The sequence below is a fragment of the Paenibacillus glycanilyticus genome (genome assembly GCF_023715145.1).
Taxonomy (GTDB): domain Bacteria; phylum Bacillota; class Bacilli; order Paenibacillales; family Paenibacillaceae; genus Pristimantibacillus; species Pristimantibacillus glycanilyticus_A.
Genome location: NZ_JAMBNP010000002.1, coordinates 875,495 through 897,519, shown reverse-complemented (window position 1 = coordinate 897,519; position 22,025 = coordinate 875,495). Strand labels below are relative to the sequence as shown.

Sequence of the window (22,025 nt, the reverse complement as noted above, 5' to 3'; positions counted from 1 at the left end):
AATAGTCCCCTCTACCGATTACAGAGGGCCTCCCGTACCGGGATCGGTCGATTCGACCGGACCGTCGACGCCTTGGCCAGGATCCGCGCTGCCATTGCCATTCCCGTTGTTGCCGTTGCCGTTCCCGTTTCCGTTGCCATTACCCGGTCCCGGAGAAACGGTACCTCCGTCACCGGGAGGTGTCTCCGACTCTACCGGCTGATTCGGATCTACGGATGGCGGAGGCGATACTTCTCCGTTATTTCCGTCTCCCGGCTGTCCGGGAAGTTCGCCGTCACTTGGCTGATCCGGCTCCATCGGCTGTTCGGGAATGTCGACCTCTGTCTCCGGCACTTCTATCGTGATCGTATCGGAAGGCTTGCTTTCCTTATCCTCTTCCGCGTTGTAAGCCACCACGTAGTATTGATACGTCATGCCCGGGAATACGCTCATATCGTCCGTTGTAGGGTTAACGGCATCCGCAAATACGGAGAACTCCGACTCGGACGAGTCCTTGCGGTACACTCGGTACGTTACGCCTTCGCTGTTCTCCGGCGCTGTCCAGGTTAACTGAACCTTCGCCTGATCGGCCAGGAACACCGCATTAAAGTTAGTAACCGGTGCTTGTTCCTTCACTTCCTGCTTAATGCCGCTTGGCTGCTTGAAGGAGGATTTCGGCACATTCTTCATCGCTTGCTTCATTACCTTGCCAAACATGGCTGCAGCCTGCGAGCTGCTTTTCTTGATGACATGCTCTTTGTCGGTAATATCGTAGCCCATCCAGACGGCTGCGGTCCACTCCGGTGAATAACCGACGAACCAGGCATCCCTGTTCGCACTGGAATTAAAGTTAGGGATACCATGCTGTGACGTCCCCGTCTTGCCTGCAACAGGACGGTCGATGCGGGCTCCCGTGCCCGTGCCGCCTTTCTCAAGGACGGTTTGCATCATTTGCGTCATATACCAGGCAGTTTCCGGCTTCATCAGCTGCTTGGACTGCGGAGCATGGTACGTGAATACCTTCTTGTTGGCCGCCGTCTCGATCTTCGTGATCGTATGCGGGTCAACCGACTTGCCTCCGCTCGCAAACACGCTGTATGCTTCCGCCATTTGCAGCGGAGTTACCCCGTCCGTCAGACCGCCCAGTGCAATCGCAAGGTTGCGGTCATCCGGCGACAGCTCAATGCCAAGCTTCTTGGCAAAAGCTATACCGTTGCTGATTCCAACCTGGTTAAGCGTCCATACGGCAGCCAGGTTGCGGGATTCCTTGATTGCCTCCTGCATGGTTACCGGTCCTGCGCCATGAGGATCCCTTGGGCAATAGTTGCCGAAGCATTTTTGCGAATCCTGATTAAGTACCGTCCAAGGCAAGAAATCCCCTGACTCTAGAGCTGGACCGTAAGACACGATTGGCTTAAACGCCGAACCGGGCTGACGTTTCACCTCTACGCGGTTCAAGCCCTTGCGGACATAATCGCGTCCGCCGGACATCGCCTGGATCGTGCCGTCGCGGTGGTCCATAATGATCATGGCGCCTTGCGCCTTCTGCTCATCCGGACTCTTCTCGAAGTTGCTGTCATCGGCAAATTCTTTCTCTACAGCTTGCTGCGCCGTCGTATTAAGCGATGTATAAATCCGGTAGCCGCCAACGCGAAGCTCTTCCTCGGTAATACCCGGCATTACCTTCAAAGCTTCTTCGATAACATAATCAACATAAGCTTTATAAGGGTCGGTTTGTTTATCTTCCAGATCCGCAGGCGGCTCATAGACAACCGCTTTCGCCTCGTCCATTTCCTGCTGGGTAATATAGTGCTGGTCAAACATCAGCTTCAGCACCACGCTGCGGCGGGACATGGAGGATTCCGGATCATTAATCGGATTATACCGGTTTGGCGCCTTAGGCATACCCGCAAGCGTCGCCATCTGCCAAAGCTTCAGGTCCTTCAAATCTGTATCAAAATAATATTCCGCAGCAGCCTTGATTCCGTGAATACCTTTGCCGAAATAAATCCGGTTCAAGTACATCGTCAGAATTTCCTGCTTGGAATACTTATTTTCCAATGCTATCGCTATCGAAGCTTCCGTTGCTTTACGGAAGAACGTTTTGTCTGCGGTTAGAAATATATTTTTCGCAAGCTGCTGGGTTAGAGTACTGGCCCCTTCCACCTTGCTTCTTGCGATAACGTCCTTGACAACAGCGCGTCCGATAGAGAAGAAATCAATCCCGGAATGCTCGTAGAACCGCTGGTCCTCCGTTGCGACGAATGCGTCGAGCAGCTGTTTCGGGAATTCGTCATACTCGGCATTCTCCCTGTTCGCGCTTGCGTCGTACAGCTTCGTAACCTCATTGCCGTTCCCATCATATATAATCGACGCTTCGCCAAGTACAAGCATATCTGCTTTTTCCGTTAAAATCCGTTCGCCGTTTAGTGTAATAAACAAATATCCGATGATTCCGCAGACTACGGCAAACACGACGGTAAAGAAGAATGCAAAAAACCATTTGCGCGGCGTCATTCTTTTTTTCTTTTTCTTTACCGGCCCGCGCGACTGCTCCTTTGGTTTGCTTCGTCTTGGTTGTTCAGCCATATGGCTCCCTCCTGTAATTCCAATATCTGTTTCTCTATCCTTCAATATACCCCGGAATGAAAAGAACAACCCTGCTGGAGCGGGTTGTTCTTGCCTTCCGCTATCAAGTTAAACGTTACCTGCGAGTAGAAGGTTTCACAAATAACGTTACGTTCTATGCTTCCGAAGCACTGTTGTCCTGCATCAATGATACGTTACGTTGTGGAGTAAACGTCGAGATCGCGTGCTTGTACACCATTTGCTGACGACCTTCACTGTCGATAATGATCGTAAAGTTATCGAACGCTTTAATAACGCCTCTGATTTGAAAGCCGTTCATTAAGAAAACCGTAACCGGAATGTTGTCTTTACGCAGTTGGTTCAAGAAAGTATCTTGAATATTGATCGATTTGTTCATTGGACGTTACCCCCGTCTAAAAAAGATTGATTAGAAGTATATTCAAGATTGACTTGAAACTTTCCTGCTATTATATCATGAATCCGCCGTAAATTGTTGTGAAAATTTTCCCCCATGTCGATCCACTCGATATCCTTCATGTGACGAAACCAGGAAAGCTGGCGTTTGGCGAACCGTCTTGTATCCCGTTTCAGCAGTTCTACAGCCGCTTCGAGCGTGCATTCGCCGCGCAGGTACATCACAATCTCCTTATAGCCAAGCCCCTGCATGGCAATGCAGTCGGATGTCACGCCACGATCAAGCAGCCCTCTTACTTCCTCGACCAGACCATCCTCCAGCATGAGATCGATCCGTTGCTCGATACGAGAGTAGAGCACTTTCCTGTCCATGGTAAGGCCTAATATACACAATTCGTACGGCGATTCTTTTTTCTGTCTTTCCAGCTGGGCTGACATCATCTCGCCGGAAAGATGGTAGATCTCGAGGGCCCGGATAATTCTGCGCTGGTCATTCGGATGCAGCCGCTCGGCGGACTTCGGATCTACCTCCGCAAGCCTGGCATGGAGCGCTTCCGCCCCGTTCTCCTCCGCGTAACGCTGCTGCTCGTCCCGGAAAACCGGATCCGAGCCGTTCTCGTTAAATTCGAAGCCATAACAGACGGATTCAATATACAGCCCAGTTCCTCCTACTATAAAAGGAAGCTTGCCCCTTGCCGCAATATCCATAATCGAATCTCTGCAATGCTGCTGAAAATCCGCGACCGAATAGGCCTCCTCGGGTTCGCATATATCAATCAGATGATGGACAACTCCCTGACGCTCGGCAAGCGGCAGCTTTGCCGTGCCAATGTCCATCTCCTTGTACACCTGCATGGAATCTCCGGATATGATCTCCGCATTCCATGCCTTGGCGAGATCGAGGCTGAGCTGCGTCTTGCCTACAGCCGTCGGCCCCACCAGCACAAGCAGCGGCTGCTTGCGTTCCTTACTTGCTGCTTCCTGCAACCTCTATCACTCCATAAGCTATTTTCGACGTATTCACATGCCGCCGTTCAAATCCAAGCCTTTCAAACTCTCCGCTCTCGCGATGCTCCTTCATAACGACCGTTTTGCGCGCGACCCGTATCGCTTCATTAACCGCTTCCGAAGTCAGCGCACTGTCGTTAGCCAGCTTGCGCAGCGGCTCCAAGGCATTCGATTCATGAATCGGCTGGCGGAACATCGGATCGAAGTATACGATATCGACACTATTGTCCGGCAGTGCGGCCAGATAATCCGCGTGATTGACGTTAATCATGTCGATGCGGCGCATTGCCGCGTCAACATCCGGCAAACCGGACTGATAACCCGCCAGCCCTTCGCGAACGACGGCGCACAGGATCGGCTCGCTTTCGATTGCCGTGACTGCCCCCGACTCTCCCGCCGCATAGGAGAAAACGAGCGAATCCGAGGCAAGACCCGCGGTACAGTCAATCACGCGGTCCCCCGGCTCGCAGCCCGTCAATTCAACCAGCGGATCGCTTTCCCCGCGGCGAAGCCTTTTCACTCTTACAAACGCCATGCTGGGATGAAAATAGAGAGGAGACTCCGTCTGCCCGTCGTAAAATCGCACTTCCTTTTCTGTGACGACGACGAGCCGTATGATCTCCATCCTCTCTCCCATCTGCCGAAGCGTCTGCCTGCCCCGCGCAACGTACGGAGCAGATAGTTCTCCCGCAAGCCGTTTGGCAGTAGCCAATGCCTTCTGCGACGGCTTGTCGGAGGTTGTTACAATCATGACATCACCCGTTTAAACATTTTCTCAAGCTGATAGGTCGAAATATGAACGACGATCGGACGGCCGTGCGGACAAGTGTAAGGCTGGTTGCACGCCGCAAGACGGGCCAGCAGCACTTCGCCTTCCTCCCGGGTCTTCCGGTCATTGGCTTTAATCGAAGCTTTGCAGGAGCACATGATCGCCGCTTTTTCCCTCAGCTTTGCAATATGAATAGACTTGCGCTCGCTGAGCAGCAGTTCAGCCATCTCCTCGATAATCGCCTGTTCCTCTCCCTGCGGGAACCATTCGGGATAAGCACGGACTAGAAAAGTCTGCGGTCCAAATGATTCAAGCTCTACCCCGGCCTCCCGGAATAAATCAAGCATTCCGCGGAGCTGCTCCGCTTCCCCGGATGTAAATTCCAGTGTCAGCGGAACAAGAAGCTGCTGGCTGGCCGCCTGGGGATTGCCAAACTTCTGATAGTAATACTCGTAATTAATCCGTTCGTGGGCCGCATGCTGGTCTATCAGATATAAACCTTCTTCAGCCTGCGCAACAATATACGTCCCATGAAGCTGACCGATCCAGTACAGCTCCGGAAAAGCGGTCGTTCCTTCCGGAAGCCGCTCCCCCTGCTCCTGCTGGCTTACGGACGCGTCTGCATCCTCAAGCTGCGGCGGCGGAGCACTCTCTTCCGCCCGCTGTAGCGCAGGAGCAGCCTGCTCCCATGGCGCTGCCGCCTCTCTTACGGATATCTCCCGCTGTTCGGCAGGCTTATACAGTCTTTCCGTCGCGTCCTTTGGCACATAATCACGCTTTGGCGGCTGCGGAAACGACGAATACGAGCTATAGGCGGAGCTTGTATGGGCAGCCGGTGAGCCCGTTGGCTTGCTTGCAGCAAAGCTGCTGCCAGACGAAGCCGTTCCGGTGCCGGAAACGCCGGCTCCGTTAGGGTCTGCCGAAGAGCCGCGATCCTGTCCCCAAGGCATAGTCATCGGATCCGGCCGATGGAAGGAGATGGCATCCTGAACGAATAACGGCTTCTCCCGTTCCTTTTTTTCTGCCGGTCCGGGAATATGGCGTACCTGCCCAAGCGCTTCCTTAACGGCCTGCTCCACCAGCGTGCGCAGCTCGTTCTCCTTGCTGAACCGGACCTCCATCTTGGACGGATGGACGTTCACGTCCAGAAGGCTTGGATGCATGCCAATCTCGAGCACCACAATCGGGAAGCGGTTGATGGGCAGCAGGGTGTGGTAGGCCTGAAGTATCGCCTGATTTACCGCATGGCTGCGGATATACCGGCCATTCACGATAACCGTCATGCCGTTGCGGTTCGCCCTCGTCAGCTCCGGCTTCGAGATATAACCTCGCAAATCATAATCCGAAGTCTCGCCTTCCACCTTCAGCATCGCCTTAGCCGTATTCGTTCCATACACGGCCGCAATAACTTGCAGCCGGTCTCCCGTTCCAAGCGTGCGGAGAAGAACCGAACCGTTATGCTTCAGCGTAATGGCTATACCCGGATGCGCCAGGGCAATGCGGTACACATAATCGGTAATATGGCCAAGCTCGGTCTGGATGGCTTTCATATATTTCAGCCTTGCCGGCGTGTTATAAAATAAATCCCGCACCGACATGTCCGTGCCTTGCGGAGCATTCGCCGGTTCATTTGCCATGACGGTCCCGCCTTCAATGGAAAGGCGTTGCGCCAAGCCCGTCGAATCCATGGAAGACACGCATTCCAGCCGGGACACGGCCGCGATACTCGGCAGCGCCTCGCCCCGGAAGCCAAGACTTGCGATCTTGAACAAATCGCTGCTTGACGAAATTTTGCTTGTCGCATGCCTTTGGAACGCGGTTTCCATATCCCCGGGCTCGATGCCCGAGCCGTTGTCCGTGACCCGTATAAACGATAACCCGCCTTCTTCAATGGTAATATCGATAACGGAGCTTCCGGCGTCTATGGCATTCTCGACCAGTTCCTTGATGACGGAAGCCGGCCGCTCTACAACCTCGCCGGCTGCGATCTGGTTGGCAAGCTGCTCGTCCAGCACTTGGATTTTACCCATGCCCAGCCCTCCTTTTCTTACATAAGACTACTAATCGTTCAGCTTCTGCTTCATCTCGTTCAGCCATTGCATGGCCTGCATCGGCGTCATGTTGAACAAATCCAGCTTCTTCAGCTGATCCGCAAGCTGCTCGGCCTTCGGCGACGCTTTGCGGCGTCCCGACTCCGGCTGATGCACAACCGGCGCCCCCGGCTCGTCAAAGATCGAGAGCTGAACGGCGGCAGCCGTTTCCTTGAATACGAGCTCCGGTTCCGGAACTGCCATATAAGACGGAGATATCCGAGCTTCTGCTGCTGTTGCTGCAGGAATGACCGCCGAAGAATTCTGATTGTCGGAAGCATCGGCTTCCAGATGCTCAAGCAGCACGTACGCACGGTCAATAATGGAATTCGGCAAGCCCGCAAGCCTCGCACAATAAATCCCGTAGCTTGTGCTTGCCGCCCCCGGGATCAGCTTGCGCAGGAAGGTAACATGATCTCCGCTTTCCTGAACCGCCATACAGGCGTTCGCAAGCGAAGGCAGCGAAGCTTCCAGATGCGACAGCTCGTGAAAATGCGTGGAGACAAGCGCTTTGCAGCCGATATGATGATGAACAAATTCAATAACCGCCTGCGCAATCGCCATTCCTTCGCTGGTTGACGTTCCGCGTCCGAGCTCGTCAATGATAACGAGGCTGCTTGCTGTCGCCTTTTCCGTCATTAGCTGAATGTCTTTCATCTCGACCATAAACGTACTTTGGCCGCCAATCAGATCATCCGCGGCGCCAATTCGGGTAAAGATGCGGTCAATCATCGGAATTTCCGCCGTCTTCGCCGGTACAAAGCAGCCGATCTGCGCCATGATGCAGATCAAGGCGACCTGCCGCATATACGTGCTTTTACCCGCCATATTCGGTCCGGTAATAAGCAGCATCGACTGCTCCTCGCGGCGAAGATTTGTTGCGTTGGAGATAAACGGCACGCCTTCCATGACGGCCTCAACAACCGGATGACGGCCATCGTCAATGACGAGATCATATTGATCCGTAATGACCGGGCGGACGAATCTTCTTTCCGCGCTTACCGTCGCCAGCGATTGATAGACATCCAGCTCGGATACGACTTCGGCAAGTCGCTGCAATCGGTGAAGCTGCAGGGCTAGATGATCACGGAGCTCGATGAAGCGCGCGTACTCCAAATCGACCATTTTGTCCTCGGCCTCAAGAATAAGCCGTTCTTTCTCCTTCAGCTCCGGTGTTACAAACCTCTCGGCATTGGCCAGCGTCTGCTTCCGTTCATAACGGCCCTCCGGCAGCTGCGACAAGCTGCCCTTGGATACCTCGAGATAATAGCCGAATACTTTGTTGAAACCAATCTTGATGGTCTTGATCCCCGTAGCTTCCCGCTCCTGCCGTTCCAGCTCGGCAAGCCATTTCTTGCCGTTCGTGCTGGCTTCGCGCAGCTGATCCAGATAATCATCGTAACCGGCACGGATAAGTCCGCCTTCCCGAATGGATACGGGCGGCTCGTCCACAATAACCGTCTCGATCATATCTGCAAGATCGGAGCAGTCGTCAAGCCCGTCAACAAGTTGACGAAGCCGTTCTGAGCCTGCTTGACGCGCTAGATCAACGAGCTGCGGGGTACGGCGGATGGAGCTTCTCAGCGCATTCATGTCCCTGCCGTTCGCGCTTCCGAAGGCTAATCGGCCAACCAGACGCTCCAGGTCATAAATATGATTCAATTCCGTGCGGATATCGTCGCGCGCAATCAAATTGCGGTAAAGAGCATCCACGGCCTCGTAACGCTCTTCAATCTTCGAGCGGTTCAGCAGCGGCTTATCAATCCAGCGGCGCAGAAGCCTTGCTCCCATCGAGGTCTGAGTACGGTCCAGCAGCCATAGAAGCGAGCCTTTCTTGCTTCTGTCACGAACGGTCTCCGTCAATTCGAGATTGCGGCGGGTATAGTGATCCAAAATCATGTATTGGTTCGGCTCATATGTACGGATCGTGCGCACATGGCCAAGCGAGCGTTTTTGCGTCTCCTCGAGATAACCTGTCAAAAGGCTGACCGCGCGGTGGCGCGCCTCATTCAGTCCCTCCAGCTGAGCCGCTTCGAACTGCTGACGGAGCTTGTCTTCTTCCATCGGCACGCGGACCGTCAGCAGAACCGGACGGTTCCATACCGCCTGCTCCCGCAGCTGCGCCAGCAGCGCCTCATCGCCAACAATCTCTGCGGGCTGATAGACGTTAATCTCGTCAATTAAGGTATCGATGTTAAACGCAAGCGAGGTTACGTACAGCTCGCCCGTCGACAAATCACAAGCCGCCATTCCGATGGAAGCCGTAGAAACGGATCCGACCGAGACGATAAAATTGTTTGATTTATCGGCAAGCGATTTCGATTCCATCACCGTGCCCGGTGTTATAACGCGGACAATCTCGCGGCGTACAACGCCTTTGGCAACCGACGGGTCTTCGACCTGCTCGCAGACCGCAACCTTGTAGCCTTTTTCTACCAGCCTTGCAATATAGTTCTCGGCAGAATGATAAGGGACGCCGCACATCGGAATTTTCTCGGATATGCCGCCTTCTCTGCCCGTTAATGTAATTTCAAGCTCGCGCGATGCGTTAATGGCATCGTCAAAAAACATCTCGTAAAAATCGCCGAGACGGAAAAACAGGAACGCGTCTTTCGCTTGTTCCTTTATTGCGAGATATTGTTGAATCATCGGGGTATAGCCAGCCACTGTTGCCCCTCCCAGGTACATAGCATTGTAAAACGTCATTATGCTATTATACCAAGCCAAATGCGGCGCGCCAACCTGCACGGACGGCCGACATGCCGGCCACTGCTTGAAAAAGCCCGTGACGGCTGGGATGAAGCCTATACCTTAATCCTTTTAATGAATAGAATGACCAGTATCTAGAGCTGAAATCGAGGGTGAACGATGAGCACAAGCAAGCTTCGCATCCTGTTCCTGGAAAATCATCCGATGTGGATTTACGGTCTTCCAAACGGCTTCCGCAAGCTGGGTCATGCGGTGAAAACCTGCTTGCCGCAATCCATGACCCGTTCAGCCATCGATCGGTTCAAACCCGATCTGATTATCGCAATAGGCTGGACCCCTTCCAATGACAGACCCAAAAAACAAGAGCGGATTGCCGCTCTTGTTCAATACGCGCGAGTACCTTATATCTACTGGTCAACGGAAGATCCAGGTTATACGAGACGGTTATCCCTTCCTTTGATCGCCAGAACAAAGCCTGACTTTGTTTTCTCGATTCACCGGCCAACCGTTGAGCGGTTTCAACAGCTCGGCATTCGCGCAGCCCATTTGGATTTTGGCAGCGATTCTAGCGTGCACAGGCGGTTAAAGCCGCTTCAGAAATATAAAGGAGCGGCAGCTCTTGTGGCAAACGGATATTCCCGGCTGTACCGGAAAAATCCTCGCAATTACAGATTTCAATCGCTGCGCAGGCTGGTTAACCCGTTCCTGTCCTCCGGCATCAAGACCGACCTGTACGGACAGTCCTGGAAGACTATGAAGCGGATTTTCCGCAAACCGATCCCTGCATCCCGCATCCATGACTATCTTCCCTATCAGGATGCAAGCAAGGTGTACAGCTCCGTCGATTATGTGCTGGGCCCGCAAAACGCAACCGACCGGCTGACCCAGCGAACTTACGAGATACTGGCTTCCGGCGGATTACTGATTACCGATGACACGCCCGAGGTTCGCAAGTGGTTTGTTCCCGGCCGCGACCTTCTGGTTACTTCTTCCGAAGAGGAGACCGCCAGATTAATGGCTTATTACAATAAACGGCCCGAACTCCGGGAGCAGATCAGGGCAAATGCCGTCATTGCCGCTGCCGCGCACTCCTATACCGTTCGGGCCGACTATATGCTTCGCAAGCTTAGCGAAGAAAAAATATTGAATTATAAATCAGATCTGGTTGAACCACGTTAGTAATGGAGAGAAGGTGAGCCGCATGAGGATACTTTTTCTGGAACGAGGAGGGATTTGGCGGTACGGTCTTCCGGACGGACTCAGGGATTTGGGACATGAAGTAAGGATATCCGGTCCCGTTATCCGAAGCTCAATCATCAGCCAGATCCAGGATTGGAAGCCCGATCTGCTTCTCTATGTCGGCTGGGGTTATGACCATACGCCCGCCAAGCAATTGCTCATCCGCACTCTGGCGACCGAATACGGGATTCCGCTTATCTATTGGTCGACAGAGGATCCCAATTTTACGGAAGTATTCACCATCCCCTTAATAGAGCGAATGAAGCCGGATTATGTGTTCACCATTTCGGCCAAGACCGTCCAAACCTTCCGAATTATGGGCTATGCGAGCGATTACATGGACTTCGCTTTTCATCCCAATGTCCATCACCGCGTTTCTCCCGTTCAAAAATACAAAGCCGATATCGCGGTTGTCGCCAATGCGTATCCCGACGTGTTGAAGCGTTACCCGCGTCATTATCGCCGCAAAGCGATTGACATTTTGATCAAACCTCTTCTCAAAGCGGGCTACCGGATTCATTTCTACGGTCGTAATTGGCATCTGATGAAGCCTTATCTCGGCCGTTCTCTGCCTGCCCGTTCAATCAAGAAACCGATCGCCTACAAAAATGCCAATCAGGTCTACAGCTCCGCCAAAATAATGCTTGGGCTGCAGAATTACAGGGATATGGCGACACAGCGGACTTATGAAATCGTCGGCTCCGGCGGATTTTTGCTCACCTGCAGCACAAGCGGAGTGAGAAAGCTCCTGAAGTCTGGCAGGGATGCCGCCCTCTCGTCTTCCCCGCAAGAGACATTGCGGCTGGTCCGGCATTACCTGGCTAACCCGAAGGAACGGGAGCAGGCCAGAAAAAACGGACGGCTTGCCATTGAACGGCATTCCTACACCGAGCGGGCGCGCAGCATGCTTGAAGCGTTGAAGAAGCACGGCATTATTAAAGAGCAAGCGTAAACGGCTGCGCCTTCCTAGTGAGGCGCAGCCGTCGTTTGGGGTATGGGAAAGCAGTGAAGCTAACATTAGGAGCTACGAGCGCGGAATGCGCCATTTGACGCGGATGTCAGCCCGCTCATCCCAGGTTGCGCCGCGCCGCGCCGCATCGAGCAAAGGCTCGATATAGGGCGCCAGCGCGGCATAGCTTGCAGTCGCCGACATCGCGGCGGCTATGCGCTCCAGGCAGCCGGCGAGCTCCGCGCGGTCGCCGGCGTAGTAAGCGGCGACATACCGCTCGTCAAGAGCCGGTATGTCATCCAGCGCATCCGCCTCGCGCGCGCAGAGGAGAGCAAGCGCGAAGGCGGCTTTGGTCGCTGCCGGCGACACGAGCCAGCTCGGCAGCGTCCGGTATTCGAAGCCGCCATGCGGCTGCTGGCGGTAATCGCCAAGGACGCCGTAGCGGGGGCGCCGCCCGCGGCCGGCGGGGTCCTCGACAAGCGCCAGCGGGAACGCCGCGTAGCTGTCGAGCAGTCTCAGGAGGCGCGGCGTCAGCCGTACGCCGCTGAGATGGATGTGCCCGCCGAGCGCAAGCCCCGGCACGGGCATGGCACCCGCGGCCCAGCGGAGGCTTGGGTCGCGGACAAGCCCGGCGGCGCGAAGCAACAGCCGCCGGATGTTGGCCGTGAGCCCGGCCGGACCCTCGGCCGGCTCAGGCCTGAGCTCGGCGACGGGATATACCAGCCGCCGCCCAACCAGCATGGCGTCGCTGCCTGCTGCCCCGCCGACGCCTTCCCCCAAATACCGGGAGGCCGGGGCCACCTTGCCGTCCGGCCGGATCAGCACGAACTCCGGATCCGCACCGATAAGCAGCTTCGCATCCTGCTGAAGCACCTCAGCCTCCGGCATTTGCAAAGGAGCTAGCCTTCTCCTCCGTGCCCCTCTCATTGACACGCGTCCGTCGGTGCCAAGAGCAACATCCGCATCGCCTATATCGATGCCAACCGCATACAGCCCGGCGATTGCCCTGCGAATTACCCGGCGGAGCACGGGATCAAGCGGCCAATCTGGCGCAACGCCTCCTGCTGAAGCTGCAATCGGTTCAGCACCGCTTAACGGCCGTCCGTTCCGGTTAATCCGCTTCAGCTCCGCAAACGCAAGATCTGCTGCGCTAACGCGATATAACCGCTCATCCTCCTGCATCTCGCGATAAAGACCAGCGCGTTGCCACCTGGCCCGCATTTCCTGATCGGTCAGTTCTGCTTCTATCTGCTTCTCCGGCCGGTCCAGCCGATTGCCAGCCATACCGCCACCTTCTTCTACATTTTATCTGCCGTCCCTCTCTCGCGAGGCAAATGCCCAAATGTTAGGAATTAAACAAAAAGAGGGCTTTCGCCCTCGAATTTGCCGCCTTAGCGGCATATCTTACAGTACAGAAGCGGATAAGTGCTTCCGGCTTACAGATCGTCGTCCAGTAAGTCGGGATCCAGATCCTCGTAGTCACCGTCGCCGAGACCGAACTCAAGTTCTTTGCCGTCATCGTAGCCGCCCGGGAAGCAGGCTACCCATACTTTTGTCTCGGCGATCATTTCAACCGAAAACTCGCGCTCAACGCGAACGACAACGCCTGAACCGCTTGATGAGATGTTAGCTTCAATGCAATTTGGCTCTTGAATGCAATCGGCAGAAACTTCTTCCGTAGAAGACCGATGCTTCGGATCCAGGTACGCAAGAGGCACATGCTCAACATAATGTACGGTTTCTTTTGCTACGTCGGTTTGCGAGTTTTTGCTATACGAATACCAAATGTTGAGATCGTAAGTACCAATTACCTCAATTCCGTCGCCCGATCGAACCGCTTCATATTGGTGGTTGATAACCCACGCACCCAATATGCTGGTCGGGTGATGAGGCGGTGTTACGGTATGAGAGACAGTGGAAAACTTACGACCTTTCCCGCAGACAGCTTTCGTTATAATCTCTCTACCTTGAAGCTGTTTATCTGCAAATGTCATCGATTTAACCTCCTCCATACAATCATTCATTTAAAGTGTATGCAGGTCATTCGTCTAGGGTGACTGAATCTTTCCCGCGCCGCCACGAATTTTTTCCCTGTTTATTTTATGGCTCCGCTTTGTCTAACATGACATTTCTTTTCTTTAATCGTTTGGCAATGGCCAAATATCTTTCGAGCTCCATCCTCATCTTGAGAATGGCGGCACGAACCTCGAATTCATCCCGCGTACGCGGAAGCTCCATCGACCGGTACATCTCTTTCAGATCGGACAAGCGATGCTCCGTAATGCCGCGGTATACATCGGACTTCACTTCTTCGGTCAACAGCTCCAGGATCTCCGCAAGCGGTTCGTTCTGAGGCAGCTTCTCGTAGACGAGCGCAAGCTCCTCCAGCATAGCCTGCACCGACTCAAGCTGAAGACGCCGCATCTCGAAGTAAGTGGACCAATAATGCTCCTGGCCGAATAAACGGTTTTCTTTATTCAATACCGCCCGCCGCGCGCCTTCGTCTATAATGCTATGAACCTCCAGCAGCTCGCTTCCGTTCCAGATATGGGACGGGTTCCGCAGGGTTAAGGCCATCTCGGTAAAAATCACCCCGAATAACCGTTCCACGGAGGCTTTGGTCGACTCAAGCAGATGCTGATCCTTCGGCATGTAGATGAAGTTGATGATCGTCGCCCAGCCAAAGCCGCAAATCATGAGAAGCACTTCATTTTCCAAGACGTCAACCGTGACTTCGCCATGATTAAACAGCTGGAACACGATAACCGCGCTTGTTACGATTCCGTCCTTTAATTGAAATCTTGCGAGCACCGGGAAAGTCATCAGGATAAATAACGCCACTACCCAAATATGAAAGCCAAAGATTGTAAATACCAATGAGGCAAAAAAAAGTCCCAGCGAAGAAGCAACGAAACGCTGGACAGCGCTCTTCAGCCCTTTCATCCGGCTGACTTCTACACCGAGAATAGCAAGTATACCCGCACCAAGAGGTGGTTCCAAATTTAAATATGCGGCCGAATAAATGGCGATAATGGCTGCTAATGCTGTTTTGATAATGCGAATGCCCACTTATTTCCCTCACGTTCGGATAGTTTCATACGATTATCCTAACGCTCCCGCCAGCCTGACGTCAACTTGCGTTCCAATATTGCCACAAGCTGATACATAATCGTTGCGACGACGGCAATGACGATCAATGTTGACAAGACAAGGGTGAAATTGAACACCTGGAACCCGTATATCATCAAGTAGCCGAGTCCAAGCTTCGCGACCAGGAATTCGCCGACAATTACTCCGATCCAGGCAAGGCCCACATTGACCTTCAGCGCGGAAATAATGACCGGAAACGATGCGGGCAAAATAACAAGCCGGAACAGCTGCGCCCTGCTCGCGCCAAACAGCCGGACAACCTTGATATAACCGGCCTCGATCTCAATGAACCGGTTGTATATATTAATCGTTGTGATAATAACCGTTATGGACAAGGTTACCGCCACAATCGAATTAAAGCCCGGTCCGAGACTCACGATAAAGAGCGGACCAAGCGCCACCTTCGGCATGCTGTTGAGCACAACCAGATAAGGATCCAGCACCCTCGACAAAAAAGGAAACCACCATAATAACGCCGCAAGACCTGTTCCGACCAAGGTACCGAGGATAAAACCGATAATCGTCTCGGACACGGTCATTCCGATATGGGGCCAGATCGAGCCGTCCGCCATCGAATTCCACAGCTGATTGACAATTTTCGTCGGATAACTGAACAGCAGCGGATCAATCCATTTCTGTCTGCCTGCCGCTTCCCAAAGAGCGAGGAACAGCAATAATATCGTGAACTGCGTTGTCCCGACCGCTGCCGTAATCCGTCTGGCCTTCTGCTTGTATTGCGCATGAAGCTCCTTCATTCCGCTCTCGCGGTCTTCCTGCAAGCCGGATAATAAAGCCTTCTTATAGGAATGTTCATTCTTAGGCATGCCCGCCTCCCCCTTCTGCCCGGTTAAGCTCTGCCCACAGCTGATCGAATACATCCTGGAAGCCCGGCAGCTTGCGCGCCTCCATGGGAGTTGCCTTCCGGATCTCATCCGGTATGACCAGCTCCTTCACAATTCTGCCCGGATTAGCGGCAAGCACAATGACACGGTCGCTCATAGCTGCTGCTTCAGCCAGGTCATGCGTCACAAGAACGGCTGTTTTGCCAAGGCGCTTCAGCGTTTCATCAACCAAGTCCTCAAGCTGAAGCTTGATGTGAAGATCCAGCGCGGAAAAAGGTTCATCCAGCAGCATGACTTCCGGATTGGTAGCCAGCATGCGCGCCAATGCCACGCGCTGCCGCATGCCGCCGGAAAGCTCATGCGGATACTTGCTGCCCGAACCCGGCAGGCCCAGCTCCGTCAGCAGGCGGTCAACTTCCTTCAACGCGGCAGCATTCTTCCCGCCATTGATCTCCAGCCCGATTGCCGCGTTATCCCGGATCGTCCGCCACGGAAACAGGAAATCCTGCTGCAGCATATAGCCGACCAGCCTGGAAGGACCAAGAACAGGCGCTCCCGCAAGGAGCACCTGTCCTCCGGTTGGAGGCATTAAACCAGCGAGCATGCTAAGAATCGTTGTTTTGCCGCAGCCGCTCGGACCGACGAGGCTGACGAACTCACCGCGCCGAACCGTCAAATTCAACTTCTCGACGGCCAAGGATGCACCCTTCTCGTTCACGTAGACATGGGAGACGTCCTTTAGCTCCAGCCGATTATCTTCGCCAGCCATCGAAAATCCCTCCTGAAAACAAACGGCCCATATTACAAGGCTCGTTTGTATTAATTCTTGCTCGGTAAGGAATAGCTTATTTTTTTACGTCATCAATTGCTTTTTCTGCAAAGCTGTTATCGACGATAGCGCTGTGCTCCGTACGTTCTTGGAGCTCGCCTGCCGAGGTCATCACGTCAAGCAGGTTATTCCATTCCCCTTCGTCAATAACCGGATCGGTTGCATAAGAGCCTTGCTGCTTATAACGGTCAATGGAGCTGATGAGAATGTCTTTATCCACGTTTTCGAAGTAAGGTGCAACAACATCGGCAATTGCGGCAGCGTCATTTTCCTGTACCCAGATTTGAGCGCGGTGAATGGCATCGGTAAACGATTGGACGACAGCTGTATTTTTCTTGATATAGCTTTGCTTCGCCATAAAGACGGTATAAGGCAAATGCCCGCTCTCTACGCCAAACGATGCTACAACCTTGCCGGTGCCTTGTTTCTCGAACACGGATGCCGTAGGTTCAAACAATTGAACATAGTCGCCTGTACCGGACGCAAAGGCCGGTGCGATATTGGCAAAATCAACGTTCTGAATCAGCTCCAGGTCCGCCTGCGGGTTAATGTCATGCTTCTTCAGCGTGAATTCGCCTGCCATCTGCGGCATGCCGCCTTTCCTTTGACCAAGGAAAGTCGAGCCTTTCAGGTTGTTCCAATCAAAGTTCTCATCATTGCGCGCAACCAGGAACGTGCCGTCGGTTTGCGTGACTTGAGCAAAGTTGATGACCGGATCATCCGAGCCTTGCTGGTACACATAGATCGACGTCTCCGAACCGACAAGCGCCACGTCAATCGTGTTGGACAGCAGTGCGGTCATCGTTTTGTCTCCGCCTGCCGTAGTAGTCAGTGTGACGTCAAGCCCTTCATCGGCGAAGAAGCCCTTCTCCAGAGCCACATATTGCGGAGCATAGAAAACTGACCGCGTTACTTCGCCGATGGTCAGCCTTGTTTTCTCCGAGCCTCCCTTGCCGCAGCCGGCGAGCGCGGCCGTTGTCGTCAGCGCCACAATGAGGAGCAGCGACAGCCATAGCTTTCTCTTCATTTGTAAACCTCCCGTTAATACTTAAGTAAAGTAAGTACAATAGCCTATGCAGGAGCCTAGCATAGGGTGAATTCCGAACTATAATCATGCCGCCAAATGTCCTGTTAAAGCCAAATGTTTATGAACAGGTATTTTCCTTGCTGCAGCTGGCTTGGTTCGAGGTGATTAGAGGTCATCACATGCGCGATTAGCAGGTATTTTCCGTGTTACAACTTACTCCGAGGTACTTGGATGGCTTGTCGTGCATTAATAGCAGGCAATTCCCCTGTTACAGCTTGGTTCGAGGTGATTAGAGGGCATGCCGTGCGCGATTAGCAGTTAATTTCCATGCTGCGGCATAGAAAAAGCGCCGCAGGAACAATCTCCTGCGGCGCCACACTCTTACAACTTACAGCTTATAAATATCTTTATACTTCCGCTCTAAATAGTGGACCAGATGCTGGGGATCCAGCGGCTTGCCGGTTACGCTTTGGATTAACTCCGCCGGAGACTTCAGCTTGCCGTATTTATAGATCCGCTCTGTCAGCCATTCCTTGATCGGAAGAAGCTCGCCCCGTCCAACCAGATTCCAGAACCCGTCCAGCTCCCGCTCCATCGTGTCAGCGATTTGAGCCGCGTACATATTGCCGAGCGAATACGACGGGAAGTAGCCAAACGCTCCGCCGGACCAGTGAACATCCTGCAGCACGCCTTCAGCATTGGAAGGAGGAACGATGCCCAGGTATTCCTTGTACTTGTCATTCCAGATGGCCGGCAGATCCGCTGCTTTAGCTCCTTCATTAAAGATCATCTTCTCGATCTCATAACGAATAATAATGTGCAGGTTGTAAGTCAGTTCATCCGCCTCAATCCGGATCAGGGAAGGCTGAACGACATTAATGCCGCGGTAGAATTGTTCTGCGGATACATCCAGCTGACCAGGGAATTTTTCTTGCAGCTTGCCGAAGTACTGCTCCCAGAACGGCTTGCTGCGGCCGATCACATTTTCCCAGAAGCGGGATTGCGATTCGTGGATGCCCATCGATGTGCCGGTGCATAGCGTAGTGCCGATCAGTTCAGACATAATATTTTGTTCATACAAGGCATGTCCGCCTTCATGAATCGTGCCGAACAAAGCGCTTGTCACATCATCCTCCAAGTAGCGGGTTGTGATGCGGACATCGCCGGGGTTAAGCCCCGTTGCGAATGGATGAACACTCTCATCCAGGCGTCCAGCCTCGAAGTTATAGCCCATCTGGTTCAAAATAAACAAGCTGAACGCTTTCTGCGCCTGCTTGTCATATTTTTGCCCCAGGAAAGAAGTATCCGGCTGATGCGGGGATGCCGCAATCGCGGAAGCGAGCGGTACCAGCTGCTCTCGAAGTCCGCCAAACACGCGGTCCAGCTCGGCAGTTGTCATGCCTGGTTCATACTGGTCAAGCAAGGTATCATAGCGGGTTGCCTTTGGTCCCCACAGATCAATAAATTGCTGCGTGTAATCAATAACCTTCTCGAGCAGCGGCTGGAAGCTGGCATAGTCGTTATTCGCTTTGGCTTCCTCCCACTTGGATTCTGCTTGTGAAGCGAGCACAACGTATTCCTGATAGAGCTTTGGTGGAATTTTGACGCTTCGATCATAGTCCTTGCGAGTTTCGCTGACGAGCTTGCGCTCTATGTCGGAGAGCTTCTCCTGAGCGGCAGGCTGCTCCAGCTCGTTCAAATATTCGCCAAGCTCCCGCGACGTTGACAGCTTGAACATGTCGCCGGACAAGGCGCCGATGACTTCAGAACGGGTGTCCATCCCTTTGCGCGGCGCGCCGGTCCGAAGATCCCAATACAGGACGCCAAGCGCTTCCTCGTAGCTTTTAATTTTACGGATCGTCTCCATGAACTTTGCTGTTGTGGTTTCGTTATGTACCGTCATTGTTCCATCCACCTTCCCTATTCCAATTTGCTCGTTTCTACAGAGCTTAACTTGATCTTACCGATTACAAAACGTATAATCAACTTTAACCTTTTTATCATTAGTAGAGTAAAGAGAAAGAGAGGAACCTACGATGAATATTTCGTTTACTCCTGCGGCTGTTGAGGCTCTGACCCCTTATTTGGAGGACGGTACCAAACAGCTCAAGCTGCTGTATGACACCGAAGGCTGCGGCTGTGTGGTCAGCGGCATTCCGACTCTTCAGCTTATCGGGCAAGACGGTCCGGATGACCGGCTTGCGCAAGGCAATCCTCTGCCTTTTTGGTATGAGCCTCGCCATGAAGTCTTTTTCGAGCCTGAGCTGCGCATTGATTATAATGCCCAAAGCAATGCGTACAGTCTCAAGAGCGACAGCCAAATCTATACGCTCGACCTGCGTTTTTTGAAGAGCTAATTTTTTCGGTATCCGGCTCATGATTTACTTTTTTTTTGCGGCAATTCATTTTTAGGAGGATTTTCGAATGAACAACCTTGAAAAAATTCTTAATCACAACAAAGCCTTCGTTGAAAACAAAGAATACGAGCAGTTTCTAACGGACAAGTTCCCTAACCGCAAGATCGTTGTTGTCACTTGCATGGACACCCGTCTTGTTGAACTTCTTCCTAAAGCACTCAATTTGAAAAATGGCGACGCGAAAATCATTAAAAACGCCGGCGCGATTATTACGCAGCCTTTCGGCAACATCATGCGCAGCGTTCTTGTTGCTCTGTACGAGCTGAAAGCGGACGAAGTATTTATTATCGCCCACCATGGATGCGGCATGACGGGAATCGATCCGGAGACTGTTGTCGGCCACATGCTGGAACGCGGCATTTCCGAGCAAACGATCAATACGCTCCGCCATTCCGGCGTCGACTTGAACCGTTGGCTGACCGGCTTTGACAACCTGCGCGACAGCGTTGAGAAGAGCGTCAGCATCGTGCGCAATCACCCGCTTCTGCCGCCGAACACTCCTGTACACGGCCTTGCCATTCATCCGGACACAGGCGCGCTTGACCTGATTGTTGACGGCTATCAAAAATAAAGAACATAACAAAGGAACCGAATCGGTGGCTATTCCACGGTCCGGTTCTTTTTTTTCTCTTCAATGGCTGCTGCCCGCTCCGCCAGCACATCACTGCGGTCGCGCAATTTATGACGGTGAATCAGGGATTCCAGCTCCATGGGGCTGGAACTTCCCCACTTTGCATTTAGTGCGTTGCATAAATGAATGCACCGCTTCTCAAGCTCAGGATCCGTTACGATAAGCGTCAAATCCCGATAAGGAAGTTCTTTTCCATCCTGTAATGACTGATATCTGGCATTGAGTTCGGCCAAAGCGCTAGAACCATCCAGTCCTAATTCCTCAAGCGACCGCGAATCCAGCTTATCAAGCGCTTTCTCATACATCTTGACCGCGCCTTTCAAGTTGGACCGTCGCTCATGATATTGACCAACCGCCAATTGAATGAGTCCTACCCATATGGCGGCTCTCGGATCACCCGGATGCTCCTTCCAATATTCCTCGAGCAGCTCATGGCATTCGAAGAAATCCCTCGTTCCGTTGAACTCGACCAGATAAGAAATATAAGCGGATGGATACGTCATATGGCATCTCTCCTCTGCATATATATGATTTGGAACATTGTGTACAAAAATATTTTGAAACCTCCGTTTATATTAGCCGTAAATGTGTATCATAGCAACGAAAGCGCTACACATCGAAGCAGGAGGAGACGTACACAATGAAAAAAGGGTTAATGGTCATCATGGCATTTGCATTGTTCCTGACTTTTGGTCTTGGTTCAGCAGATGCGGCAAAACGCGGCGGGGGTTTTAAATCGCCTAAGCAAAGCTTTACGCAAACGCCTAAGAAGCAAGCAAACGTTCAGGAGTCAACAACCGGAACCAAAACCGGTGCAGCAACTACCAAAACAGGCGCAGCTACAACTAACAAGGGCTTTTTCAGCGGCGGCGGCTTTATGAAAGGTATGCTCATCGGCGGTCTCGCAGGCATGCTGTTCGGCGGTCTGCTTGGCAACATGGGCGGGATGGGTCAGTTCTTCGGTCTACTCATCAACCTGATTGCGATCTTTGTACTTGTTAGAATCGTGATTTCCCTGTTCCGCATGTTCAAGAAGAAAAATAATCCCGATACACGGAGACCTTACTAAATGACAAGAATCTACACGGACGAAATTATTAATGCCGTTTGTCTGCATATGGCAGATCGAAGAGGCGTGCAACCTTCGGACGTGGAGGTGCAGCTGGCTTGGGATGAAGAGTACGGCTTCACCGCAGAGGTATGGGTTAAAGGTCGGAGCCAATATATTATCGAAGCAAATCTGCTCGAGGCGATTGAGCAATATATGTACCGTCAGTACAACCTCCGCGTTTTCCGTACCAACATCAAGCTGGATGTGGACGAAGAGGAAATGTGGGCGGATATCGCAGAGTAGGTTAGTTAGAAAAAAAGAAGCCTTCAATC

General features: G+C 52.8%; 21 protein-coding genes. 7 read left to right on the top strand and 14 right to left on the bottom strand.

Going from position 1 to position 22,025, the window contains the following annotated elements; genetic code table 11:
• Nucleotides 1–18: 18 nt before the first annotated feature.
• The 6 genes from M3194_RS09510 to mutS all read right to left on the bottom strand — a co-directional run bounded on the left by M3194_RS09510 (nucleotide 19) and on the right by mutS (nucleotide 9,516).
• The gene (locus tag M3194_RS09510) at nucleotides 19–2,568 is read right to left on the bottom strand and encodes a penicillin-binding protein 1A (RefSeq protein ID WP_251653166.1); all 2,550 of its coding nucleotides are present in this window, start codon (nucleotides 2,566–2,568) and stop codon (nucleotides 19–21) included.
• Between the two features lie 154 nt (nucleotides 2,569–2,722).
• Nucleotides 2,723–2,965 carry an RNA chaperone Hfq gene (gene hfq / locus M3194_RS09505; protein WP_015844208.1) on the bottom strand — a complete coding sequence of 81 codons (243 nt, stop codon included), beginning with the start codon at nucleotides 2,963–2,965 and terminating at the stop codon, nucleotides 2,723–2,725.
• On the bottom strand, nucleotides 2,962–3,969 hold the full coding sequence (gene miaA, locus M3194_RS09500) for a tRNA (adenosine(37)-N6)-dimethylallyltransferase MiaA (RefSeq protein WP_251653165.1): 1,008 nt from the start codon (nucleotides 3,967–3,969) through the stop codon (nucleotides 2,962–2,964). The genes hfq and miaA overlap by 4 nt, the downstream gene beginning before the upstream one ends.
• Nucleotides 3,950–4,741 carry a class I SAM-dependent methyltransferase gene (locus M3194_RS09495; protein ID WP_251653164.1) on the bottom strand — a complete coding sequence of 264 codons (792 nt, stop codon included), beginning with the start codon at nucleotides 4,739–4,741 and terminating at the stop codon, nucleotides 3,950–3,952. Before M3194_RS09495 ends, miaA begins: the two co-directional genes overlap by 20 nt.
• Nucleotides 4,738–6,789 carry a DNA mismatch repair endonuclease MutL gene (mutL, locus tag M3194_RS09490; RefSeq protein ID WP_251653163.1) on the bottom strand — a complete coding sequence of 684 codons (2,052 nt, stop codon included), beginning with the start codon at nucleotides 6,787–6,789 and terminating at the stop codon, nucleotides 4,738–4,740. Before mutL ends, M3194_RS09495 begins: the two co-directional genes overlap by 4 nt.
• A gap of 30 nt (nucleotides 6,790–6,819) precedes the next feature.
• Nucleotides 6,820–9,516: a DNA mismatch repair protein MutS gene (gene mutS / locus M3194_RS09485; RefSeq protein ID WP_251653162.1), complete on the bottom strand. Its 2,697-nt coding sequence runs from the start codon at nucleotides 9,514–9,516 to the stop codon at nucleotides 6,820–6,822.
• A 201-nt stretch (nucleotides 9,517–9,717) separates the two neighbouring features.
• Between mutS and M3194_RS09480 the strand changes: the two genes are divergently transcribed.
• Nucleotides 9,718–10,737: a CgeB family protein gene (locus M3194_RS09480; protein WP_251653161.1), complete on the top strand. Its 1,020-nt coding sequence runs from the start codon at nucleotides 9,718–9,720 to the stop codon at nucleotides 10,735–10,737.
• Nucleotides 10,738–10,759: 22 nt separating this feature from the next.
• Nucleotides 10,760–11,749 carry a CgeB family protein gene (locus M3194_RS09475; RefSeq protein WP_251653160.1) on the top strand — a complete coding sequence of 330 codons (990 nt, stop codon included), beginning with the start codon at nucleotides 10,760–10,762 and terminating at the stop codon, nucleotides 11,747–11,749.
• Between the two features lie 72 nt (nucleotides 11,750–11,821).
• On the opposite strand, the gene M3194_RS09470 is transcribed toward M3194_RS09475, so the two are convergent.
• Nucleotides 11,822–12,634: a putative amidoligase domain-containing protein gene (locus M3194_RS09470; RefSeq protein ID WP_251653216.1), complete on the bottom strand. Its 813-nt coding sequence runs from the start codon at nucleotides 12,632–12,634 to the stop codon at nucleotides 11,822–11,824.
• Between the two features lie 55 nt (nucleotides 12,635–12,689).
• Here M3194_RS09470 and M3194_RS09465 point away from each other — a divergent pair, with 55 nt between their 5' ends.
• The gene (locus tag M3194_RS09465; RefSeq protein WP_251653159.1) at nucleotides 12,690–12,938 is read left to right on the top strand and encodes a hypothetical protein; all 249 of its coding nucleotides are present in this window, start codon (nucleotides 12,690–12,692) and stop codon (nucleotides 12,936–12,938) included.
• Between the two features lie 244 nt (nucleotides 12,939–13,182).
• Here M3194_RS09465 and M3194_RS09460 read toward each other — a convergent pair whose 3' ends face one another.
• The 6 genes from M3194_RS09460 to M3194_RS09435 all read right to left on the bottom strand — a co-directional run bounded on the left by M3194_RS09460 (nucleotide 13,183) and on the right by M3194_RS09435 (nucleotide 19,497).
• On the bottom strand, nucleotides 13,183–13,740 hold the full coding sequence (locus tag M3194_RS09460; protein ID WP_251653158.1) for an outer spore coat protein CotE: 558 nt from the start codon (nucleotides 13,738–13,740) through the stop codon (nucleotides 13,183–13,185).
• A gap of 106 nt (nucleotides 13,741–13,846) precedes the next feature.
• On the bottom strand, nucleotides 13,847–14,815 hold the full coding sequence (locus tag M3194_RS31450; protein ID WP_251653157.1) for an aromatic acid exporter family protein: 969 nt from the start codon (nucleotides 14,813–14,815) through the stop codon (nucleotides 13,847–13,849).
• A gap of 38 nt (nucleotides 14,816–14,853) precedes the next feature.
• Nucleotides 14,854–15,651 carry an ABC transporter permease gene (locus M3194_RS09450; protein ID WP_397334299.1) on the bottom strand — a complete coding sequence of 266 codons (798 nt, stop codon included), beginning with the start codon at nucleotides 15,649–15,651 and terminating at the stop codon, nucleotides 14,854–14,856.
• A 61-nt stretch (nucleotides 15,652–15,712) separates the two neighbouring features.
• Nucleotides 15,713–16,507, bottom strand: a complete 795-nt coding sequence (locus tag M3194_RS09445) for an ABC transporter ATP-binding protein (protein WP_251653155.1) — start codon at nucleotides 16,505–16,507, stop codon at nucleotides 15,713–15,715.
• Between the two features lie 76 nt (nucleotides 16,508–16,583).
• Nucleotides 16,584–17,594 carry an ABC transporter substrate-binding protein gene (locus M3194_RS09440; protein WP_251653154.1) on the bottom strand — a complete coding sequence of 337 codons (1,011 nt, stop codon included), beginning with the start codon at nucleotides 17,592–17,594 and terminating at the stop codon, nucleotides 16,584–16,586.
• 388 nt (nucleotides 17,595–17,982) lie between these two features.
• Complete coding sequence (locus tag M3194_RS09435) at nucleotides 17,983–19,497, bottom strand: carboxypeptidase M32 (protein WP_251653153.1); 1,515 nt, start codon at nucleotides 19,495–19,497, stop codon at nucleotides 17,983–17,985.
• Nucleotides 19,498–19,630: 133 nt separating this feature from the next.
• On the opposite strand from M3194_RS09435, the gene M3194_RS09430 reads away from it, so the two are divergent.
• Nucleotides 19,631–19,951 carry an iron-sulfur cluster biosynthesis family protein gene (locus M3194_RS09430; protein WP_251653152.1) on the top strand — a complete coding sequence of 107 codons (321 nt, stop codon included), beginning with the start codon at nucleotides 19,631–19,633 and terminating at the stop codon, nucleotides 19,949–19,951.
• A gap of 67 nt (nucleotides 19,952–20,018) precedes the next feature.
• On the top strand, nucleotides 20,019–20,582 hold the full coding sequence (locus M3194_RS09425; RefSeq protein ID WP_251653151.1) for a beta-class carbonic anhydrase: 564 nt from the start codon (nucleotides 20,019–20,021) through the stop codon (nucleotides 20,580–20,582).
• A gap of 29 nt (nucleotides 20,583–20,611) precedes the next feature.
• Here the strand turns inward: M3194_RS09425 and M3194_RS09420 are convergent, their stop codons facing one another.
• The gene (locus M3194_RS09420; RefSeq protein ID WP_251653150.1) at nucleotides 20,612–21,145 is read right to left on the bottom strand and encodes a DUF309 domain-containing protein; all 534 of its coding nucleotides are present in this window, start codon (nucleotides 21,143–21,145) and stop codon (nucleotides 20,612–20,614) included.
• Between the two features lie 137 nt (nucleotides 21,146–21,282).
• Here M3194_RS09420 and M3194_RS09415 point away from each other — a divergent pair, with 137 nt between their 5' ends.
• Together M3194_RS09415 and M3194_RS09410 are read left to right on the top strand one after the other, a co-directional pair.
• Nucleotides 21,283–21,711 (top strand): hypothetical protein, encoded by a 429-nt coding sequence (locus M3194_RS09415; protein ID WP_251653149.1) that lies wholly within the window; start codon nucleotides 21,283–21,285, stop codon nucleotides 21,709–21,711.
• The gene (locus M3194_RS09410; RefSeq protein ID WP_251653148.1) at nucleotides 21,712–21,996 is read left to right on the top strand and encodes a YxcD family protein; all 285 of its coding nucleotides are present in this window, start codon (nucleotides 21,712–21,714) and stop codon (nucleotides 21,994–21,996) included.
• Nucleotides 21,997–22,025: the final 29 nt, after the last annotated feature.

Excerpts from the sequence above, each read along its gene's own strand:
- M3194_RS09510 (WP_251653166.1), bottom strand. The coding sequence starts at position 2,568 with ATGGCTGAACAACCAAGACGAAGCAAACCAAAGGAGCAGTCGCGCGGG.
- hfq (WP_015844208.1), bottom strand. The coding sequence starts at position 2,965 with ATGAACAAATCGATCAATATTCAAGATACTTTCTTGAACCAACTGCGT.
- M3194_RS09495 (WP_251653164.1), bottom strand. The coding sequence starts at position 4,741 with ATGATTGTAACAACCTCCGACAAGCCGTCGCAGAAGGCATTGGCTACT.
- mutL (WP_251653163.1), bottom strand. The coding sequence starts at position 6,789 with ATGGGTAAAATCCAAGTGCTGGACGAGCAGCTTGCCAACCAGATCGCA.
- M3194_RS09480 (WP_251653161.1), top strand. The coding sequence starts at position 9,718 with ATGAGCACAAGCAAGCTTCGCATCCTGTTCCTGGAAAATCATCCGATG.
- M3194_RS09475 (WP_251653160.1), top strand. The coding sequence starts at position 10,760 with ATGAGGATACTTTTTCTGGAACGAGGAGGGATTTGGCGGTACGGTCTT.
- M3194_RS09470 (WP_251653216.1), bottom strand. The coding sequence starts at position 12,634 with ATGCCGGAGGCTGAGGTGCTTCAGCAGGATGCGAAGCTGCTTATCGGT.
- M3194_RS09460 (WP_251653158.1), bottom strand. The coding sequence starts at position 13,740 with ATGACATTTGCAGATAAACAGCTTCAAGGTAGAGAGATTATAACGAAA.
- M3194_RS09450 (WP_397334299.1), bottom strand. The coding sequence starts at position 15,651 with ATGAAGGAGCTTCATGCGCAATACAAGCAGAAGGCCAGACGGATTACG.
- M3194_RS09445 (WP_251653155.1), bottom strand. The coding sequence starts at position 16,507 with ATGGCTGGCGAAGATAATCGGCTGGAGCTAAAGGACGTCTCCCATGTC.
- M3194_RS09440 (WP_251653154.1), bottom strand. The coding sequence starts at position 17,594 with ATGAAGAGAAAGCTATGGCTGTCGCTGCTCCTCATTGTGGCGCTGACG.
- M3194_RS09435 (WP_251653153.1), bottom strand. The coding sequence starts at position 19,497 with ATGACGGTACATAACGAAACCACAACAGCAAAGTTCATGGAGACGATC.
- M3194_RS09430 (WP_251653152.1), top strand. The coding sequence starts at position 19,631 with ATGAATATTTCGTTTACTCCTGCGGCTGTTGAGGCTCTGACCCCTTAT.
- M3194_RS09425 (WP_251653151.1), top strand. The coding sequence starts at position 20,019 with ATGAACAACCTTGAAAAAATTCTTAATCACAACAAAGCCTTCGTTGAA.
- M3194_RS09420 (WP_251653150.1), bottom strand. The coding sequence starts at position 21,145 with ATGACGTATCCATCCGCTTATATTTCTTATCTGGTCGAGTTCAACGGA.
- M3194_RS09415 (WP_251653149.1), top strand. The coding sequence starts at position 21,283 with ATGAAAAAAGGGTTAATGGTCATCATGGCATTTGCATTGTTCCTGACT.
- M3194_RS09410 (WP_251653148.1), top strand. The coding sequence starts at position 21,712 with ATGACAAGAATCTACACGGACGAAATTATTAATGCCGTTTGTCTGCAT.